Origin of the sequence: Streptomyces sp. 6N223, from assembly GCF_052246635.1 — a bacterium.
Classification (GTDB): domain Bacteria; phylum Actinomycetota; class Actinomycetes; order Streptomycetales; family Streptomycetaceae; genus Streptomyces.
In genome coordinates, this window is sequence record NZ_JBQQCA010000032.1 from 30306 (window position 1) to 48169 (window position 17864).

A 17864-nucleotide genomic window follows, 5' to 3' on the forward strand; every position below is an offset into this window, starting at 1 on the left:
TGGCTGCGCGCGGAGCACGCTGACGACCGCCTCCGCGCCGTGATCGACACCGGCCGTGGCCGGGCTGGGCTGGGCTGGGATTCACGAGGATCTGGCGCGACACGGTTGGCTAACCTGGCCTCGGCGCCGGAGGTTGATCGGGGGATCGGGATGCGGACGCGGGCGGGGACGGGGACGGGCCTGGACGTGCTGGTCGGGCTGGTCGAGTCGCGCGAGGCGGAGAAGGTGCGGCGGCGGCTCAGGGTCGCCGCGCGCTCGGGCGCGGGCGCGGACCTGTCGCCGATGCGGCTCGTCGCGGAGCTGACGCTCAACGGCATGCCCATGACCGGCGTGCTGTGGCTGCTCGAACGCGACGACCCGGTCATCAACAAGGCCGTCTACCACCAGACGAACGTCCCCAACGCCATCAGGCGCGACATCCTGCGCGGCGTCCCCTTCGGGCCCGGCGCCCGCGCCGGCGCCGACGTCGCCGGTGAGCGCATCGCGGTGTCGCGCGACCTGGCGGGGATCGCCGAGCCGGACATCCCCGCGGCGCGCGAACCGGGCGGACCGATCGCGGCGCTGCGGCGTGCGTACACCATGCGGCAGGGGCGTGCGGCTGCCAACGCCGTCAGCCGGGCCGACTGGCCGCGGGTCGCGGAGGCGGACCGGGCCGAGCCCCTGCCCGGCTACGCCCGCTGGGCGCTGGCGGTGCGCATCGACTGCCCGCCCGAGGTGCGCGCGCAGTTCGGGACCCACCCGAAGTTCGCGCACCGGCTGCGGCAGGCCGGGATCGCCAGCGGGCCGAGGGAGTACGTCGAGCGGTGGCGCCCGGCCCGGAACGTGCTGGCCGTGCTCGGCCTGGGGCGTGAGGCGTTCCCCGCGCGCGTCGCCGAGGCCGGGGACGCCCTGCGGCCGCTCGTACGCCGCGAACTCGGCGGGCACGTGGGCGCCTGGCTGGCGCTCGCGCGGCTGCTCCCGGCGTTCGAGGGCACGCTGCCGGGGCTGATCGCCGCGGCTTCCGCTTCCTCGGACGCCGCCTGACGCCTGCGCCTGACGCCTGACGCCGCGTCAGCGGTGCACGCTGCGGATCGCGGCGACGTCGGCGGGGACCGGCGGCAGCGCGGGCAGGTGGGCGCTGAGGGCGTTCAGGCGGCGGCGCACGCTGGTGGCCACGCCCTTGCCGAGGACGAACCGGGTCGCGGTGGCCGCCCGCCCGGCGGTGTCCAGGAGCCGGTGGGCCTCGCGGCTGCCGATGCCCGTGTCCGTGAGGATCAGGTGCCGCAGCCGGTGCGGGCGGGCGGCGAGGGCGTCGGCGATCGCGGTGGCGGCGGCCTCGTCGAGGCGGTTGCCGGGCGCGCCCAGGGCGCCGGCGGCCCGGACCCGGCCCAGGTCGCACATCTCGGCCCCGGCCGTCACGGCCGCGGCGACCAGCCGGGCGGAGGCGCTCGGGCCGATGCCGTCGCTGGCGACGGACAGCCGGGCCAGGCCGCCGTGGGGCGCCCGCGCCAGGGCGTCGGCCAGGATCAGCGCGCCCGCGTCGCCCAGCCCGGCGGCGGCGGCGTACAGCTCGCCGACCGCCCCGGCGGCGAGGAGCCTCGCGAGGGGCTCGGCCCCGGCGGGTCCCAGCGGGTTGCCGCTGACGTAGAGGCGTTGGACGCGGCGGCCGGACCGTGCGGCGGCGATCAGCGCGTCGGCCAGGACGGCGAGGGCAGCGGCGTCCAGGCCGGTTTGCACCAGGTCGAGGGTGCGCAGCGAGCGGGCGGCCCCGACCAGCGCGGCGGCCGACTCGCCGCCGCCGGCGCCCGCGTGCCCGAGTGGGTTGCGCTTGAGCCACACGCCGGTGACGCCGGTGACGCCGGTGGCGGCGGCCGGGGAGGCGCGGAGGCTGTCGGCGATGCGGCAGGCGCCGTCGGCCGTGATGCCGTTGCAGCCGAGGTAGAGCGTCTCGACCTCGCTCTCGACGGCCCTCCCGACGACGGCGGAGGCGCCGTCGTCGCCGAGCCCGTCCGTGCCCAGCAGCAGGTGGCGTACGGGGCCGGGGCGCAGCGCGTCGGCGACCCGCGCGGCGCCGTCGGCGCCGAGGGCCTGCTTGCACAGGTCGAGGCGGCCGTCGGGCAGGGCGGTGCCGGCGGGAAAGTCGAGGCGTTCGGCGGTGGCGTGGCCGGTGCGCAGCCAGGCGAGGAGTGGGGCGAGGTCGGCGGCGGGGCGGGGGACGACGGGCGGGACGCCGGCGAAGCGGGCGGGGGGTTCGGGGGTCTTCACCACGCGGCCTCCCGGTAGTCCTTGAGGAAGACGCCGGCGACCGGGGCCCCGGCCTCGCCCCGCACGATGGGGTCGTAGACGCGGGCCGCGCCGTCGACGACGTCGAGCGGGGTGCGGAAGCCGTCCCGCGCGAGCCGGGCCCTCTTCGGCAGCGGGTTCTCGTCGGTGATCCAGCCGGTGTCGACGCTGCACATGTAGACGCCGTGGCCGCCGAGTTCGGGCCCGCTGGTGCGGGTGAGCATGTTGAGGGCGGCCTTGGCCATGTTGGTGTGCGGGTGCCCGGCGGTCTTGTTGCGGACGGCGAACCGGCCCTCGACGGCCGTCACGTTGACGACGTAACGCCGTGGGTGCGGGGAGGCGAGCAGCAGCGGCAGGATGCGGTCGCAGAGCAGGGCGGGCGCGAGGGCGTTGACGAGCTGGGTCTCCAGCAGTTCGACGGGGTCCAGCTCCCCGAGGCGGGCGGACCAGGAGTTGGCGGGCGCGGGGTCGGGGAGCAGGCCCGCCTCGTCGGCATCGGCGGCCTCGGCGGCGTCGGCGACGGGTCGGGCGAGCACGAGGGCGAGGGCGCCGTCGGCGTGGGCGTGGGCGTTGGGCCGCGTCGGCCGGAAGCCGGGCGCGGGCAGCACCGCGCCGGCGCCCGGGACGTCGCCGCCGATCTCCCCGGCTGTCTCCCCCGCAGCCAGCAGGGCGTAGGACTCCGGCGGGCGGCGCACGGTCTGGGCGGCGTTGTTGACGAGGATGTCCAGCGGCCTGCCCTCCTCGCGCAGCCGGTCGCACAGGCCGAGCACCTGGCGCGGGTCGCGCAGGTCGATGGCGACGACGGTGAGCCGGTCCAGCCACGCCTCGCTGCCCGGCGCCGCCCGGAAGCGGCGCAGGGCGTCCTGCGGGAAGCGGGTGGTGACCAGCAGCTCGGCGCCGTCGCGCAGCATCATCAGGGCGAGCTGGAAGCCGATCTTGACCCGGCCGCCGGTCAGCAGCGCGCGGCGCCCGCGCAGGTCGGTGCGCTGGGCGCGGCGTGCGGCGCTGTCGGCGGCGCAGGCGGGGCAGAGCCGGTGGTAGAAGGCGTCGGCCGCGCGGTAGGGCTCCTTGCAGACGTAGCAGCGGCGGGGCCGGGCGAAGACGCCGGGCGTTCCGGGGGCGCGGAGCGGGGCGTCCTCGCGGCGGGCCGGCGCGCCGGTGGCGGTGGCGGCGGTGACGGCCGCGTCGGCGTCGGTGCGCCGCTGGTGGCGGGTCTTCCTGCGGCGCAGCCGCCCGTCCCGGGCGAAGGAGGCGGCGACCTGCTCGGCGCGCAGCCGCACCGGGTCGTCGGGGTCGAGCGCGCGCAGCTTGGCGACGGTCCGGTCGAACGCCGCGAGCTCCGCCGCCGTGACCGCCGTGACCTCCGTGACCGACTGGCCCGGCGGCTGCTCCGCCCCGTCGTCGCTGCCCATGTGCCGCCCCTCGCGTCTCGCCCCCGTGGCCCCGGCCGGATTCGAACCGGCGTCCTCCGCAATGTCAAAGCGGCGCGACTGCCACTGCGCTACGGGGCCTCGGGGTCGTGCCCTGGCGTGGTCTCGCCCGGCCTGCCCGGACGGCCGGATTCGAACCGGCGTGTCCCGCCTGGCAAGCGGGCGCGCCTGCCTCTGCGCTACGCCCGGGCATTACGCCGGAGCCTACCCGGCCGCGCGCCCAACCGGCCGCCGAACGCGGGGCGTTGGCCGCCGACGGCCCACGCGGGACCGCAGGCCCGCCGGCGGCGTGTGGGGTCACCAGCTGGACTTGGTCACCCCTGGGAGTTCGCCGGCGTGGGCCATGCGGCGCAGGTTGATGCGGGAGAGGCCGAACGCCCGCAGGTGGCCGCGCGGCCGTCCGTCGATGCTGTCGCGGTTGCGGAGGCGGGTGGCGCTGGCGTCGCGCGGCTGGCGGCGCAGTTCGCGCTGGGCGGCCTCCCGTTCGGCGTCCGTGCTGCGGGGGCTGCGGATGATCTCCTTCAGCTCGGCCCGGCGTTCGGCGTAGCGGGCGACGATCTCCTTGCGCCGCTCGTTCTTGGCGATCTTGCTCTTCTTGGCCACGGGATCGGTCCTTCCGGGTCAGATCTTCTCGCCGCGGGCCCGGATGCGGGCGACGGCGGCCTCGATGCCGATGACGTCGACGGTCTTGATCCCCCGGGTGCTGAGCCGGAGCCGGACGTAACGCCGCTCGCTGGGGAGCCAGTACCGCTTGGTCTGGATGTTGGGGTTGAACCGGCGCTTGGTGCGGCGGTGGGAGTGCGAGATGCGGTTGCCGAACGCGGGCGCCCGCCCGGTGAGTTGGCAGTGGGCCGACACGGGTGCTTCCTTTCGCAGGGGTGGGGGTGGTGGTGGCGTCAGTCCTCGGGCTCGATCAGGCCGCGCTGGTAGGCGCGTACGAGCCTGCGCGGGACGAGGTGCCGCCGGCCGTCGACGGTGATGGGGACCAGGTCGGGCGTGGTGGCCTTCCACTGGGCCCGCCGGTGACGGGTGTTGCTGCGGGACATGCGCCGCTTGGGCACGGCCATGGCGAGACCTCCGGGGCTCGGCGTTCGGTGAAAATGAAAGCGATTTTCATATCGTAGCGGCCGGGTGCCGTCGGCCGAAGGCGGCGCCGCCGCCGGGTCCCGGCCGCCACGACGCCGGCTGCCCTGTCGGTAGTGGGGGTTGCCCGGAGGAGGTATCCGGAGGGCACCGCGGGGCGTCGCCGGAAGGCACGCATCGCGTGGGGTCGTTGTCCGGCGCGGGCGGGCACGAGATATCGTGGCGGATATCTTGACGTCGAGACGATCCGAAGACGATCTGAGACGATCGATTGACGACGGCACACGCGGAGCGGAGCGAGCACCGGTGACTGATTCCACCGAATCGACGATCATCTATACGCGCACGGACGAGGCCCCGGCCCTGGCGACCTACTCGTTCCTGCCGGTGGTCCAGGCGTACGCCGGGGCAGCCGGTGTCCCCGTCGAGACGCGCGACATCTCCCTGGCCGGGCGGATCATCGCCAGCTTCCCGGAGTGGCTGGAGGAGTCCCAGCGCATCGACGACGCGCTCGCCGAGCTCGGCGGGCTGGCCCGGACCCCGGGCGCGAACATCATCAAGCTGCCCAACATCTCGGCGTCGATCCCGCAGCTCAAGGCGGCCGTCGCCGAGCTCCAGCAGCAGGGCTACGCGCTGCCGGACTACCCCGACGACCCGGCCACCGACGAGGAGCGGGAGATCCGCGCCCGGTACGACCGCGTCAAGGGCAGCGCCGTCAACCCGGTGCTGCGCGAGGGCAACTCCGACCGCCGCGCCGCCCCCTCGGTGAAGGCCTACGCCAGGACCCACCCGCACCGGATGGGCGCCTGGTCGCCCGAGTCGAAGACGAACGTCGCCACGATGGGCGCCGACGACTTCCGCTCCACCGAGAAGTCCGCCGTGATCGCCGAGGCCGGCTCCCTGCGCATCGAGCTGGCCGCCGAGGACGGCACCACCACCGTGCTGCGCGAGTCCGTGCCCGTGCTGGCCGGCGAGGTCGTGGACGCCTCCGTGATGCGGGCCGAGCGGCTGCGGGCGTTCCTGGCGGAGCAGGTGGCCCGCGCCAAGGCCGAGGGCGTGCTGTTCTCGGTTCACCTGAAGGCCACCATGATGAAGGTCTCCGACCCGATCATCTTCGGCCACGCGGTGCGGGCGTTCTTCCCCAAGACCTTCGCCGCCCACGGCGACGCGCTGGCCGCCGCCGGGCTCAGCCCCAACGACGGGCTCGGCGCCATCCTCGGCGGCCTGGACAAGCTGCCCCAGGGCGCGGAGATCAAGGCGTCGTTCGAGTCCGAGCTGGCCGAGGGCCCGGCGCTGGCTATGGTCGACTCCGACCGGGGCATCACCAACCTGCACGTGCCCAGCGACGTCATCGTCGACGCCTCCATGCCCGCCATGATCCGCACCTCCGGCCACATGTGGGGCCCGGACGGCAAGGAGGCCGACACCCTCGCCGTCATCCCCGACAGCAGCTACGCCGGGATCTACCAGGTCGTCATCGACGACTGCCGCGCCAACGGCGCCTTCGACCCGGCGACGATGGGCTCGGTGCCGAACGTCGGCCTGATGGCGCAGAAGGCCGAGGAGTACGGCAGCCACGACAAGACCTTCGAGATCCCCGCGCCCGGGACGGTGCGCGTCGTGGACGAGGCCGGGGCCGTGGTGCTGGAGCAGCCGGTGGCCGCCGGGGACATCTTCCGCATGTGCCAGACGAAGGACGCCGCGATCCGGGACTGGGTCAAGCTCGCCGTCACCCGCGCCCGCGCGACCGGCGACCCGGCCGTCTTCTGGCTGGACGAGGACCGCGCGCACGACGCCTCGCTGATCGGGAAGGTCCGGGCGTACCTGCCGGAGCACGACACCGAGGGCCTGCGGATCAGGATCATGGCGCCGGTCGACGCGATCGCGTTCTCCCTGGAGCGGATCCGGCTGGGCGAGAACACGATCTCGGTCACGGGCAACGTGCTGCGCGACTACCTCACGGACCTCTTCCCGATCCTGGAGCTGGGCACCAGCGCCAAGATGCTCTCGATCGTCCCGCTGATCAACGGCGGCGGCCTCTTCGAGACCGGCGCGGGCGGCTCCGCGCCCAAGCACGTGCAGCAGCTGGTGAAGGAGAACTACCTGCGCTGGGACAGCCTGGGTGAGTTCCTGGCGCTGGCCGTCAGCTTCGAGCAGTACGCCAGGACCACGGGGAACGCCCGCGCCCAGGTGCTCGCCGACACCCTCGACCGGGCGACGGCGGCCTTCCTCAACGAGAACAAGTCGCCCAGCCGACGGGTTGGCGGCATCGACAACCGCGGCAGCCACTTCTACCTGGCGCTGTACTGGGCCCGGGAGCTCGCCACGCAGACCGACGACCCCGAGCTCGCCCAGGCGTTCACCAACCTCGCGGCGACCCTCGGCGACCAGGAGCAGGCCATCGTGAACGAGCTGGTCGGGGTGCAGGGCTCGCCGGCCGACATCGGCGGCTACTACCGGCCGGACGACGCCAAGGCATCGGCCGTGATGCGTCCGTCGAAGACCTTCAACGAGGCGCTGACCACGCTCGGCTGAGCGCGACGCCGTAACGAGATCCGGCCGCCGAAAGCCTTTCGGCGGCCGGAAATCTTTCGGCCGCCGGAAATCTTGACGCGAAGACCCTGGATGTTAATGTCACCGCCACCAAGTGAGGCGCGGGGGCGCTTTTTGGAGGCACGGGGTCTCGTGAAGAAATTGTCGTTAATTGTCAATCTGTTCGCCCTGGGGGTCCTCGCGGTCGCCCTTGTCGTCACCTCGTCGATCGCCGGAACCGCGGACGCGCAGCGCGCCTCGCAGGGCCCCGAGATGCACTGGATGAACACCTGGACGGCCATGCCGCAGCTCACGGAGGAGTCCAACATGCCTCCGCCGCCGTTCACTCAGGAGAATCTGGTGATGGCGGACGCCACGCTGCGGCAGACCGTGCGCGTGACGACGGGCGGCGAGCGGATACGCCTGCGCTTCTCCAACGCCTTCGGGGGCGCGGACCTGCCCCTCACGGCCGTGTCGGTGGCGCTGCCGCTCGACGGGCAGGCGGGCGTGAGCGCCATCGAGCCGGGCAGCTCGCAGCCGGTCACCTTCTCCGGGCGGACCTCGGCGGTCGTGCCGGTCGGGGCGCAGGTGGTCTCCGACCCGCTGGAGGTGGACCTGGCGCCGGGGAGCAACCTGACGGTCACGGCGTACCTGGCGGAGGGCCAGGCGTCGAACAGCATCACCTCCCACCCGGGTTCGCGCACCACCTCCTACCTGCTGGCCGGCGACCACGTCGAGGACGCGGACCTGGCCGGGGCGACGCCCGTGGACCACTGGTACTTCCTCAGCGGCGTCGAGGCCTGGTCCCCTGCCGCCGCCTCGGCCGCCGCCTTCCTGGGCGACTCGCTGACCGACGGCCGCAGCTCGACCACCAACGGGAACAACCGCTGGCCCGACCAGCTCTTCGATCGCCTCCAGGCCGAGCCGGCGACGGAGGACGTGGCGATCCTGAACCAGGCGGCCGGCGGCAACCGCGTCCTGGACGACGGCCTCGGCCCCAACGTGCTCGCCCGCCTCGACCGCGATGTGCTGGCGCAAAGCGGCGTGAGCTGGCTGGTCCTCTTCGAGGGCGTCAACGACATCGGCACGGCCGAGGCGACCGAGGCCGCGCAGGAACAGGTGGCGGCCGATCTGATCGCCGCCTACGACCAGATCATCACGCGGGCGCATGCGCACGGAATTCGGGTGTACGGGGCGACGCTGCTGCCCTTCGGCAACAACGAGATGTATGACGACCCGGACGGACTCCGCGAATCGGCCCGGCAGACGGTGAATGAGTGGATCCGCACCAGCGGCCGTTTCGACGCGGTCATCGATTTCGACGCGGTGACGCGGGACCCGGATAACCCGGACCGGCTCCTGCCCGACATTCACGACGGCGACTGGCTGCACCTGATTCCGGAAGGGTACGGATTGCTGGCCGACGCCGTTCCGGCGGAGCTGTTCCAGAACCAGCCGCTGTCCCGGGATTTCGGCTTCAACTAGCGATCGCGGGGAGGGCCGCGGGCGACGGCGCCCGGCGAGGCGCGCACCGTCGCCCGCGGCCTACCCCGGCAGATGCCACATCTGGTACTCGTTGCCGGAGTCGCAGGGTGCGACGGTCAGCATGTCGCCGCCCGAGTTGGTCAGGCACCCCAGATCGCCCGCGCCGTCCAGCTTGATGCGGGACGCGCCCCCTGACGCGCTCTCCAGCACCCACGGCCCGCCCTCGGAGGAGAGGTGGAGCCCGTTCTCGTCCCCGGAGAGGGATGGGCTGCTCCGGTTGCAGGCGTGGAACGCCTCCCACGAGGGGAGAGGTCCCTCTCCGCGCACCCAGCCGAGGGAGGTGGTGCCGCCCATCACCACCTCGACGCCCTCGTCGGGCCTGCCGGACGCGAGCCCGACCCTGCGTCCGTCGGCGACGGACGTGATGTGGCCCCAGCCGTCGCCGCCGCACCCGTCCGGCGGGTCGGGACCGTCGTCCGGCGGCGGACTCGAACCCCCGCCCCCGCCCCCGCTACCGCTCCCGCCACCGCCGCTGCCGCCGGACGCGCCACCGGCCCCGCCGCTGTCACCGCCGCCGCTCGCCGCGCCGCCGGCGACGGACCCGGAGCCCTGGTCACCGCTGCCGCCCGCCTGCTCCGCGTCCCCGCCCTGTTCGCCGTCGGACGGCGTGTCGGACGGGCTGGGTTCCGTCTCGGACTCCTTGGGGGACGGTGAGCCCTTCTCCCCCCGTTCCCCCCGTTCCCCTCGTTCCCCCGGGTCCGTGGGCCCGCCCTCGGGCTGCTGACCGCCTCCCTCCGGCGCGGAGACGGAGGGCCCGACGCCGAGCGTGCCGTCCTCCCCGGGCTGCCCCGGCCACGGCATGAGGTACATGCCCGTGCCCGCGGACACGACGATCACCAGCGGCAGGAGCAGCATCCCGGGCCGAGGCCGCCGCTTCCGCTCCCGCGGAGGCTTGCGTTCCGGCGTGGCCTGCTGGGCCGAGGACTGCGGGGGCCGTGGTGGGAGGGGCGGAGGCAGGGGGACGCCGCCGGGGATCGGCTCTCCCGCCGCCGCGCGGCGGGCCGCCTCGGCCATCGCCGCCGCGTCCGCGTACCGGTCCTCGGGCCGCTTGGCCAGCGCACGGGCGACGAAGGCCCGCACCGGCTCCGGGAGGGTCCGGGGCAGCTCCGGCGGCGGCTGGTTGACGTGCTTCCACATCACGTCGAGCGGCGAGTCTCCGGTGAAGGGCAGGGCGCCGGTGAGGAGCTGGTAGCAGACGACGCCGACGGCGTACAGGTCACAGGCCGGGACCACCTCCCCCTCGACCTGTTCGGGCGCCATGTACAGCGCGGTGCCCACGACCGAGTGGTCGTCGGTCAGCTTGGTGCCGGCGGTGGCGCGGGCGATGCCGAAGTCGGTCACCATGACGTGGCCGTCGGCGCGGAGCATCAGGTTCGCCGGCTTGATGTCCCGGTGGACGATGTCGCGTTGGTGTGCGTCGTGCAGCCCCTCCAGGGCCTGCGCGAGGAGGGGGAGCACCCGGTCGGCGGGCAGGGTGCCGCCGTTCTCCTCGACGATCTCGTCCAGCGGCCGGCCGTCGATGAGCTCCATGACGATGTACAGGGGCTGCGCCTCGGTCTCGGCATCGCCCTCGCCGTCGCCTCCGCCGTCGCCTCCGCCGTCGCTCCCGCCGTCGCCGGCGGGCCGGCCCTCGCCGTAGGCGAAGACCCTGACGACGTTGGCGTGGCTGAGGGTGCTGAGCAGCCGCGCCTCCCGCCGGAACCGCGCGACGAACGTGGGGTCGTTCAGCAGCTCGGGGCGAAGGATCTTGACCGCGACCTGCCGCCCGAGCTCGCCTTCCTCGGCACGCCACACCTCCCCCATGGCCCCGACACCGATCCGCCCGACCAGGGTGTACTTCCCGCCGAGCACCATTCCCCGCCGTATCAACACGCCGCGCGCCCCAAAGGAGTTGGTGTACCTGACGCGCCGCATCATGTCCCGACGTCTGCGGGAACCTTCCCGGCGGGGAATGGACGGGCCCTCAACGCCTCAGGGCGCGGCGGTCGCGCAGCGCGCGGCGGGCTTCCGCTTGCGGGGAGCGGCCGGCGGGTGGGGGTGCCGGCGGGCGAGGACCGGCGGGTCGAGGAGGCGGGGGCTCTCGGTGCCGACGGCGTCGGGGACGTGCGGCAGGATCGCCGCGGCGTGGGCGACCGAGGCGAGGGTGGCGTGGCGGTGCCAGCCGGGGTAGGAGCGGCCCTCGAAGTCGCGGATGCCCACGCGGTCGGTGATGTCGGCGAAGTCCCGGTCGGCGCGGCGGGTCAGCTTGGTGAGGCGCAGCAGCGTGCCCGCCGGCGCGTCGGCGAGGTCGGTGAGCCAGAAGCCGCTGGGCTCGTCGCCGGCGTTGTCCCACTCCACGAGCAGGGCGACGGGCCGCGGCTGGGTCCGCAGGCTCGCCATGGGGGTGGGGAAGTTCAGCTTGGCGGCCAGACTGGTGCGCAGCAGGCCGGATTCGGGGTCGAGCCACTTCACGGGGTGACGCTTCCACCGGACGGCCGCGATGAGCTGCTGGGCGGCGACCAGGCCGCGCCCCGCGCCGGGGACGGCGGCCCGGCCCGCGGTGGCCATCACCTTGGCGCCGGCGCAGATGCGGGCGATGAACGGCAGCCCTGCGGCGGCGAGGGCCGCAGCGGCGGTGGAGTCGGGGTCCGCGCCGCAGTCCAGGACGACGGGGCGGCGGGCCAGGCCCCAGCCGCCGGTCTCCATCTCCACGGCGGCGCCGACCGCGCTGCGCAGCGGGGACTCGGCCAGGGCGGTGTCGGGGATGCCGACGCCCCGGCGGCGTTCGGGGTCCTCCAGCCACTCGCCGGGCAGCTGCAGCCGCCAGTGGACGGGGGCGCTGGTCTGCTCCGAGGCGAGCCAGACCCCGTACGCCTCCTGGCAGTTGATGGCCTGGTCGAGGTCGGGGATGTAACGCCGGGCCACGCCGACGGAGAGCGAGCCGGCCTTGGGAATCACCATCGGGCGCACGACCCAGGCGGCCGGCCGGATCGCCTCCTCGATCCGGCGGGCCAGGGCGGCGCGGATCTCGTCCCACTCCCAGGGTGAGGAGCTGACGAAGTGCTGGAGGCTCTGCTCGGCCGCGCTGTCCCGGGTGACCCCCGCGATCCTCCGGATGGATTTGCGTCCCTGCGTGCCCAGCAGCCCCTGCACGTACTGCGTGGCCCTTCTTCGCTGGTCGCTCCGGCGCAGCGGGGCGAACACCGTGGCGATGAGGTCGCTGGCGGCGTTCGACCGCAGCGTTGGGAGCGGTGTGTCGAGTGCGTTCACGCGTCAGTCCCCGTTTCCTGAGCGGTGAGGGGCCGGGTGATCCCGCCCGGCCCTTGTGGCACGATCGACTCTAACAAACCGACTCGGCTGTTTGTAACCCCTCTGCGGAGATCGACACCCCGGCTTCAGGAGAAGACCCGCAAGTCCCCGCGTGGCCTGCACTTATGGTGCCACATCAGGCCTCCGGACGCCGCAGGTTCGGGCACCCGCAGGGTGATCAACCGCTCCCACGACCCGTATTGACAGACCGGCCGCGCTGTTTTTAACGTTGGTCTGGGATGACGAGACGTGCAGAGGTGCTTACATGAGGCAAGAAAGGGCTGAGCGGACCAGATCGGCTCTGGTCCTGGCCGCCGCCAAGATGTTCGACCGGCTGGGCTACGAGCGGACCACGCTCTCCTGCATCAGCGACGCCGCGGCCGTGAGCAAGGGCGCCCTGTCCTTCCACTTCGCCAGCAAGGCGGAGCTGGCGGACACCGTGCAGCTCATGGGGTGCGCCTCCACGCGCAGCAGCCTGGAGCACCTGCGGCGGCAGAACGTGCCCGCGTTGCAGAGCCTCGTCGACATGACGCATGCCACGGCCCAGCAGCTCGCGACCAACCAGTTGGTTCGTGCCGGGGTGAGGCTCAACTACGAGTTGCGGACGCCCTCCGATGGGGAGATGAACTTCTTCACCGGCTGGTACGAGCTGTTCCTGACGACGACCCTCGAGGCCGAGCGGGACCACAGCCTGCGCGCGGAGTGCCATCCGGTGACGGTCGCCGGGCTCGCGCTGTCCATCGTCTGCTGGGCGTTCGCCGCCCAGGGCCGCACGCCCGACGAGATACGCCTCCAGCTCACCGAGTTCTGGCGGCTGCTGCTCCCCGCGCTCGCCGCCGACCAGGACGTCGCCCGCTACCAGCCCGTCGGGTCCGAACCGCCGGAAAGCCCGTTACCCCGCCGCACGGCGACCGGGTAACGGGCTTGGCGATAAGGAGGGGTCGGGTTCGGAGCCGGTGGCGGGAGGGGACGGGGTGTCAGTCCGCGGGGCCGAGTGCCTCGTGCGAGGAGAAGGGGCGGTCGCCGGCGTCGGCTCGGAGCGTCGCCCCATAGACCGGCTCTCCCTCCTGACTCCCGGTGACCCGCACCTGGGCGTCGTCGTCCGGATCGCACTCCAGGGTGATGACGCAGGGGCTGCTGAACTCCGCGTACCGGTGGAACTCCGAGGTGACGGACAACGCCCGGTACTCGCGCGGATAGATGCGGGCGGACGCCGCCTGGCAGGCCGCCTCGATCAGCACCATCCCGGGCACGTGGTCGACCGGGTGGTCGAACATCGTGGGATGGGTGACGTCGGCCCGCAGCCGCCACACGTGGGCCTCCCCCGTCGGCGCCAGGCACACGTCCAGGGGCGAGACGCGGCCGACGAACTGCGGCGCCACGGGCGCGGGCAGCGCCAGGGGCGGACGGGTGCCGGCGCCGCCTCCCGCGCGCAGCCTCTGGTAGACCCTGGGTGCGAGCGTGGCGAAACGCCCGCCCCCGGAAGCGATCGCTCCACCCCCGCGGTAGAGCGTCAGGTCGCAGCGGAACCCCGTGACCTTCGTCCCCTTACGGCGGAAGGCCGAACAGCGCGCCTCCAGCCGGATCTCCGCCGGCTCGGGTCCGACGGCGAGCCCGTCGAGGCTCGTGCGGTAGTCCAGCTCGTTCATGACGAAGTGGTCGCCCAGCGGGATACCGAACTCGGCATGCGCCAAAACAAAAACGGCCTGTCGGATTGTTTCTGCGACAAGCGAAGGCGCGTGGTGCGTGCTGGACGGCGGGGCGAAGAAGCTGTGACTGCGGGGCCACTGCGCGGTCAGCGTGAACCGGGCGTCGGTGCGCCGCCGCCACCCCGTCAGGAAGACCTCGGCCAGCGCGGCACGATGCACAAGTTCCTTGGGCACCGTGGTGGTCAGCGCGGAATCGAGGGTTCCGTTCCCGGCGATGGCGGGTGCCGGCGGGCTCCAGGGAGGAACCTCGACCTCTGTCTCCCCGCGATTCGGTAACGTGATCAGGTCCATGGCTGCTCCATGTGGCGAGAGGGTCAGCTCGTCTGGGGTGTGGTGCCATGCTCTAGGGCTTACGATACGGGGTGGACGGTTTATTTTCCATCGGTAGACCGGCGAGAATTTTTCGAGAAGCATCGGGAGGGGCATTGGCCCAGCAAGAGCGAGCGCTGCGTACCAGGGCCACCATCCTGAGGGCGGCGGCGTCCGTCTTCGGGGACATAGGGTACGAAGCGGCGACGATCGCCGACATCCTGCGGGAGGCCGGGGTGACCAAGGGCGCGCTCTACTTCCACTTCTCCTCGAAGCTGGAGTTGGCGCAGGCCGTCCTGGACGCCCAGGTCGGCGCGGTGGCCAATCCGCCGGAGGAGCCCCTGATGCTCCAGCAGATGGTCGACCAGGGCATGCTCCTGGCCGCGTCGCTCTCGGTCGACCCGCTGCTGCGCGGCAGCGTCCGGCTGACCGTCGAGTGGTCGGGCCGGGAGGACGGGCCCGACCGCCGCGTGCCCTACCTGCGGTGGGCGGGGGTGACCCGTGACTTCCTCCAGGCGGCGCGCGAGCACGGCGAGGTGCTGCCGCACGTCGACATCGACCGGATGGCCGACCTGATCGTCGGCTGCTTCGCCGGGATCCAGGGCATGTCCCAGGCCTTCACCAGCCACAAGGACCTGTCCGAGCGGACGGCGTTCATGTACCACACCGTCATGCCCGCCATCGCGGTGCCCGCCGTGCTCGCGCGGCTGGACCTTGCGCCGGACCGGGGTACCCGCCTGCGGGCGACGGCGGACGCGGCGGCCACGGCGGCAACGGCGGACGCGGCCGGGGCGAAGGAGCCGGCGTGACGGTCGTGGTGACCGGGGCCACCGGCACCGTGGGCGGGGAGGTCGCCCGGCGGCTGGTGGCGGCGGGTCACCCGGTGCGCCTGCTGGCCCGGCGGCCGGAGCGGCTGCGCGAGCGGCCCGAACTGGCGGGCCCAGGCACCGAGGTGGTGACCGCCGACCTCGACGCCGACGAGCCCGCGCGGCTGGCCGCCGCGCTCGCCGGGGCGCGGTCGGTTTTCCTCCTGACCAACAACCCGCTGCGCCCCGAGCACGACGAGCGGCTGGTGACGGCGGCGCTGGCGGCCCACGAGGCGGGCGGAGGGGCCGCGCCGCGGGTCCCGGGCCCGCGCCTGGTGAAGCTCAGCGCGCTCGCGGTCACCGATCCCGGGGCCCAGGACCTGATCACCCGCTGGCACCGCGAGAACGAGGCCCGCGTCACGGCCTCCGGCCTGCCGTGGACGCTGCTGCGGCCCCGGGCGTTCATGAGCAACGCCCTCTCCTGGGCCCCGGGCATCCGCGCCGACGGCACCGTGCGCGCGCCTGCCGGGGACGGACGCAACGCCTGCGTCGACCCCAGGGACATCGCCGAGGCCGCCGTGCGGGCCCTGACCGAGGACGGCGGCCCGCACGACGGGCGCGCCTACGCCCTCACCGGGCCCGCCGCCGTCTCGCCGAGGGAGCAGACCGAGCAGCTCGCCGAGGTGCTCGGCCAGCCCCTCCGCTTCGCCGAGCTGACCCTGCGGCAGGCCGGGGAGCGGCTGCGGCAGCGCTATCCCGAGCGCGTGGTGCGGGCACTGCTGGAGAGCGCGGAACGCCAGCGCGCGGGCGGCAAGTCGGAGGTGGCGACGGGCGTCGAGGAGGCCACGGGACGGCCGCCGGCGGCGTTCCTGGACTGGGCCGGGGACCACGCCGACCGCTTCCGCTGACCAGGGGCTGAAGGCGTTCACGCGTTCACGACACGGCGGAGAGGGTGGTCTGCTGCCGCGCCACGCGCAGTTCGGGCGCGTGGGTGAGGATCCGGTGCTCCAGGACCCGCAGCTCCAGGGTCGGGTCGAGGCCGAGCTCATCCCCGAGCCGGTCGCGCATGCGCCGGTAGACCGCCAGCGCCTCGGCCTGGCGGCCCGAGCGGTAGAACGCCAGCATCAGCTGGGCGCAGAATCGTTCCCTCAGGGGGTTCTCCATGTGCGCCTGGTACAGCTCGCCGAGCAGCAACGCGTGCCGCCCCATTGCCAGTTCGGCATCGAAGAGCGACTCCAGCGCCTGGAGCCGGACCTCGTTGATGCGGGTCGCGGCGCACTCGCACAGCAGTCCCCCCGACCTGCCGCCGAAGACGGGCCCGCGCCACAGGGCCAGCGCGGACCGCAGCGTCCGCGTCGCGCGCTCGGGCGCGTGCTCCCGCAGCCGGGCCGCCTCGGCCACGTCGCGCTGGAAGTCTGCGGCGTCCAGCCGGGCGTTCTCCAGCACGAGCTGGTAGCCGTGCGCGTAGGAGACCAGGCGGGTGCTGTCCCGGTCGCGGTCGATCGTGCGCAGCCACTTGCGGACCCTGCTGACGTGCGCCTGGAGGGCGTTGACGACGCCGGCCGGTATCCGCTCCCCCCAGACCTCCTCCATCAGCGCGGCGTGCGAGACCGTGCGGCCCTCGCTCACCAGCAGAGCCTGGAGCAGCACCCGCTTGGACAGGCCGCTGACCTCGTGCAGGAGACCGTCTGAGGCGCGCACCCGCATTCCACCAAGAATCTCGAAGCTCAGCACACGTTCCTCCCTGGTGTATAGAAGCCGCCTTCATCGTGCGGGGAATCGCGGGGGGGTCTCACGGATTCCTCCGCACTACGTCATGTGGCGGCGGGGCCGGGGAGTTAAGCCCGGTAGCGTGCGCCCGGGGAGGGGGCGGACCTGACGAGGTATCGGTGACCGCGGCGGCGGCTCGCGGCCGGAACGGGGCAACGCCCGTCAGGCGGCGGTCAGTCGAAGCTCAGCGTGCGGTACACGGTGACGTTCCCGGTGAGCTCCTGGCACGCCTGCGCCGCGGCGGCCAGCTGTGCCGGGCAGTCCGGGGAGGAGGTGTCCAGCAGGATCCCCAGGGCCGTGCCGCTGTGGCCGACGACGACGCCGAGGCCGCCGACGTCCTCGCAGATGCCGGTCATCGCCTCCAGCGACCACTTGTGGCGCAGCACCTGGTTCATGTGGGCGCTGGCGGTGGCGACCCGGCCGACCTCCGCGAGGTCGCGGGCGGCCACGGCGTTGCTCACGCGGTCCAGCAGGCGCGCGTACTCGCGCTGGTCGGACGCGGTGAAGGGCTTGGGGATGCTGTTGAAGGCGACCGTGTCCACCGCGCCGCCCTCGTCCACGCTGACCACCGCCATCGACGGCAGCGAGCCCAGCTTCGCGCGCAAACGCACGCTGCGGTGGTGGAAGGCGACGATCGACGGGTAGAGCACGCCGTCGGTCGGCTCGATGCGGGCGAGGTAGGTCTCGATGCGGCGCGGCGGCATCGGCTCGCCCAGGGCGTTGGCGACGGCGCGGGCCGTGGCCACCAGGTCGGCCGAGGAGCTGGCCAGGCCCTTGCCCTCGGGCAGCGTGCTGTCGATCCGCAGCGTGCCGCCGGCGGGCCGCCCCGCGTCCGCCACGATCATGCGGGTGAGGCGCAGCGCCTTCTTCTTGTGGGCGGGCCGGACCGTCAGCTCGGTGGCGTCCGGGTCGAGTTCGAAGCGCGCCACGGCCCAGCGGGCTACTGGCAGCGTCACGAGGAAGTTCGGGTCGGGGTCGCCGGCGTCCTCGGGCAGCACGCCCTGGAGCAGCTCGCCGAAGGTGCCGAACGCCGCGCTGACGCCGATGGCGGCGGCGCGGCGGTAGGGCGAGCGGGCGTGGGCGAGCGTCGGGATGGTGGTCATCGGTCGGTCCTCCTGACTGCCTGCTGA

Annotated in this window: 16 protein-coding genes and 2 tRNA genes; 6 read left to right on the plus strand and 12 right to left on the minus strand. The window is 73.7% G+C overall.

Annotation, left to right across the window (positions count from 1 at the left end):
* Positions 1 to 150: 150 nt before the first annotated feature.
* The gene (locus ACTWQH_RS20135; RefSeq protein ID WP_443288024.1) at positions 151 to 1023 is read left to right on the plus strand and encodes a hypothetical protein; all 873 of its coding nucleotides are present in this window, start codon (positions 151 to 153) and stop codon (positions 1021 to 1023) included.
* Positions 1024 to 1050: 27 nt separating this feature from the next.
* On the opposite strand, the gene ACTWQH_RS20140 is transcribed toward ACTWQH_RS20135, so the two are convergent.
* The 7 genes from ACTWQH_RS20140 to rpmF all read right to left on the minus strand — a co-directional run bounded on the left by ACTWQH_RS20140 (position 1051) and on the right by rpmF (position 4759).
* A complete protein-coding gene (locus ACTWQH_RS20140) occupies positions 1051 to 2247 on the minus strand; it encodes a ribonuclease inhibitor (RefSeq protein WP_443288025.1) in 1197 nt (398 codons plus the stop codon).
* Positions 2241 to 3674 carry an SDR family NAD(P)-dependent oxidoreductase gene (locus ACTWQH_RS20145; protein WP_443288026.1) on the minus strand — a complete coding sequence of 478 codons (1434 nt, stop codon included), beginning with the start codon at positions 3672 to 3674 and terminating at the stop codon, positions 2241 to 2243. Before ACTWQH_RS20145 ends, ACTWQH_RS20140 begins: the two co-directional genes overlap by 7 nt.
* A gap of 26 nt (positions 3675 to 3700) precedes the next feature.
* Positions 3701 to 3773: transfer RNA gene (locus ACTWQH_RS20150), tRNA-Val, on the minus strand.
* Between the two features lie 36 nt (positions 3774 to 3809).
* Positions 3810 to 3881 (minus strand) — tRNA-Gly (locus ACTWQH_RS20155).
* A gap of 108 nt (positions 3882 to 3989) precedes the next feature.
* Entirely contained in the window at positions 3990 to 4295 is a 306-nt protein-coding gene (gene rpsN, locus ACTWQH_RS20160; protein ID WP_443288027.1) for a 30S ribosomal protein S14, read from the minus strand.
* A gap of 18 nt (positions 4296 to 4313) precedes the next feature.
* A complete protein-coding gene (rpmB, locus tag ACTWQH_RS20165; RefSeq protein WP_443288028.1) occupies positions 4314 to 4550 on the minus strand; it encodes a 50S ribosomal protein L28 in 237 nt (78 codons plus the stop codon).
* A 38-nt stretch (positions 4551 to 4588) separates the two neighbouring features.
* Positions 4589 to 4759: a 50S ribosomal protein L32 gene (gene rpmF / locus ACTWQH_RS20170; RefSeq protein WP_443288029.1), complete on the minus strand. Its 171-nt coding sequence runs from the start codon at positions 4757 to 4759 to the stop codon at positions 4589 to 4591.
* Between the two features lie 322 nt (positions 4760 to 5081).
* On the opposite strand from rpmF, the gene ACTWQH_RS20175 reads away from it, so the two are divergent.
* Both ACTWQH_RS20175 and ACTWQH_RS20180 read left to right on the plus strand, forming a co-directional pair.
* Complete coding sequence (locus ACTWQH_RS20175) at positions 5082 to 7310, plus strand: NADP-dependent isocitrate dehydrogenase (RefSeq protein ID WP_443288030.1); 2229 nt, start codon at positions 5082 to 5084, stop codon at positions 7308 to 7310.
* A 150-nt stretch (positions 7311 to 7460) separates the two neighbouring features.
* The gene (locus ACTWQH_RS20180; RefSeq protein WP_443288031.1) at positions 7461 to 8792 is read left to right on the plus strand and encodes an SGNH/GDSL hydrolase family protein; all 1332 of its coding nucleotides are present in this window, start codon (positions 7461 to 7463) and stop codon (positions 8790 to 8792) included.
* A gap of 60 nt (positions 8793 to 8852) precedes the next feature.
* Here ACTWQH_RS20180 and ACTWQH_RS20185 read toward each other — a convergent pair whose 3' ends face one another.
* Both ACTWQH_RS20185 and ACTWQH_RS20190 read right to left on the minus strand, forming a co-directional pair.
* Positions 8853 to 10724, minus strand: coding sequence for a protein kinase domain-containing protein (locus ACTWQH_RS20185; protein WP_443288032.1), 1872 nt, complete (start codon positions 10722 to 10724; stop codon positions 8853 to 8855).
* Between the two features lie 99 nt (positions 10725 to 10823).
* The gene (locus tag ACTWQH_RS20190; protein WP_443288033.1) at positions 10824 to 12101 is read right to left on the minus strand and encodes an IS701 family transposase; all 1278 of its coding nucleotides are present in this window, start codon (positions 12099 to 12101) and stop codon (positions 10824 to 10826) included.
* Between the two features lie 304 nt (positions 12102 to 12405).
* On the opposite strand from ACTWQH_RS20190, the gene ACTWQH_RS20195 reads away from it, so the two are divergent.
* Positions 12406 to 13059, plus strand: coding sequence for a TetR family transcriptional regulator (locus ACTWQH_RS20195; protein ID WP_443288034.1), 654 nt, complete (start codon positions 12406 to 12408; stop codon positions 13057 to 13059).
* Between the two features lie 58 nt (positions 13060 to 13117).
* Here ACTWQH_RS20195 and ACTWQH_RS20200 read toward each other — a convergent pair whose 3' ends face one another.
* Entirely contained in the window at positions 13118 to 14140 is a 1023-nt protein-coding gene (locus tag ACTWQH_RS20200) for a ScbA/BarX family gamma-butyrolactone biosynthesis protein (RefSeq protein ID WP_443288035.1), read from the minus strand.
* A gap of 134 nt (positions 14141 to 14274) precedes the next feature.
* On the opposite strand from ACTWQH_RS20200, the gene ACTWQH_RS20205 reads away from it, so the two are divergent.
* Both ACTWQH_RS20205 and ACTWQH_RS20210 read left to right on the plus strand, forming a co-directional pair.
* Positions 14275 to 14967 carry a ScbR family autoregulator-binding transcription factor gene (locus ACTWQH_RS20205; protein ID WP_443288036.1) on the plus strand — a complete coding sequence of 231 codons (693 nt, stop codon included), beginning with the start codon at positions 14275 to 14277 and terminating at the stop codon, positions 14965 to 14967.
* Positions 14964 to 15872, plus strand: coding sequence for an NAD(P)H-binding protein (locus ACTWQH_RS20210; RefSeq protein ID WP_443288037.1), 909 nt, complete (start codon positions 14964 to 14966; stop codon positions 15870 to 15872). The genes ACTWQH_RS20205 and ACTWQH_RS20210 overlap by 4 nt, the downstream gene beginning before the upstream one ends.
* A 25-nt stretch (positions 15873 to 15897) precedes the next feature.
* On the opposite strand, the gene ACTWQH_RS20215 is transcribed toward ACTWQH_RS20210, so the two are convergent.
* A complete protein-coding gene (locus ACTWQH_RS20215) occupies positions 15898 to 16671 on the minus strand; it encodes an AfsR/SARP family transcriptional regulator (protein WP_443288063.1) in 774 nt (257 codons plus the stop codon).
* 236 nt (positions 16672 to 16907) lie between these two features.
* Entirely contained in the window at positions 16908 to 17837 is a 930-nt protein-coding gene (locus ACTWQH_RS20220) for a GHMP family kinase ATP-binding protein (protein ID WP_443288038.1), read from the minus strand.
* Between the last annotated feature and the right edge of the window lie 27 nt (positions 17838 to 17864).

Bases quoted from the DNA above. Each gene is read 5' to 3' on its own strand.
- ACTWQH_RS20135 (WP_443288024.1), top strand. From the start codon at position 151: ATGCGGACGCGGGCGGGGACGGGGACGGGCCTGGACGTGCTGGTCGGG.
- ACTWQH_RS20145 (WP_443288026.1), bottom strand. From the start codon at position 3,674: ATGGGCAGCGACGACGGGGCGGAGCAGCCGCCGGGCCAGTCGGTCACG.
- rpmF (WP_443288029.1), bottom strand. From the start codon at position 4,759: ATGGCCGTGCCCAAGCGGCGCATGTCCCGCAGCAACACCCGTCACCGG.
- ACTWQH_RS20195 (WP_443288034.1), top strand. From the start codon at position 12,406: ATGAGGCAAGAAAGGGCTGAGCGGACCAGATCGGCTCTGGTCCTGGCC.
- ACTWQH_RS20200 (WP_443288035.1), bottom strand. From the start codon at position 14,140: ATGGACCTGATCACGTTACCGAATCGCGGGGAGACAGAGGTCGAGGTT.
- ACTWQH_RS20215 (WP_443288063.1), bottom strand. From the start codon at position 16,671: ATGCGGGTGCGCGCCTCAGACGGTCTCCTGCACGAGGTCAGCGGCCTG.
- ACTWQH_RS20220 (WP_443288038.1), bottom strand. From the start codon at position 17,837: ATGACCACCATCCCGACGCTCGCCCACGCCCGCTCGCCCTACCGCCGC.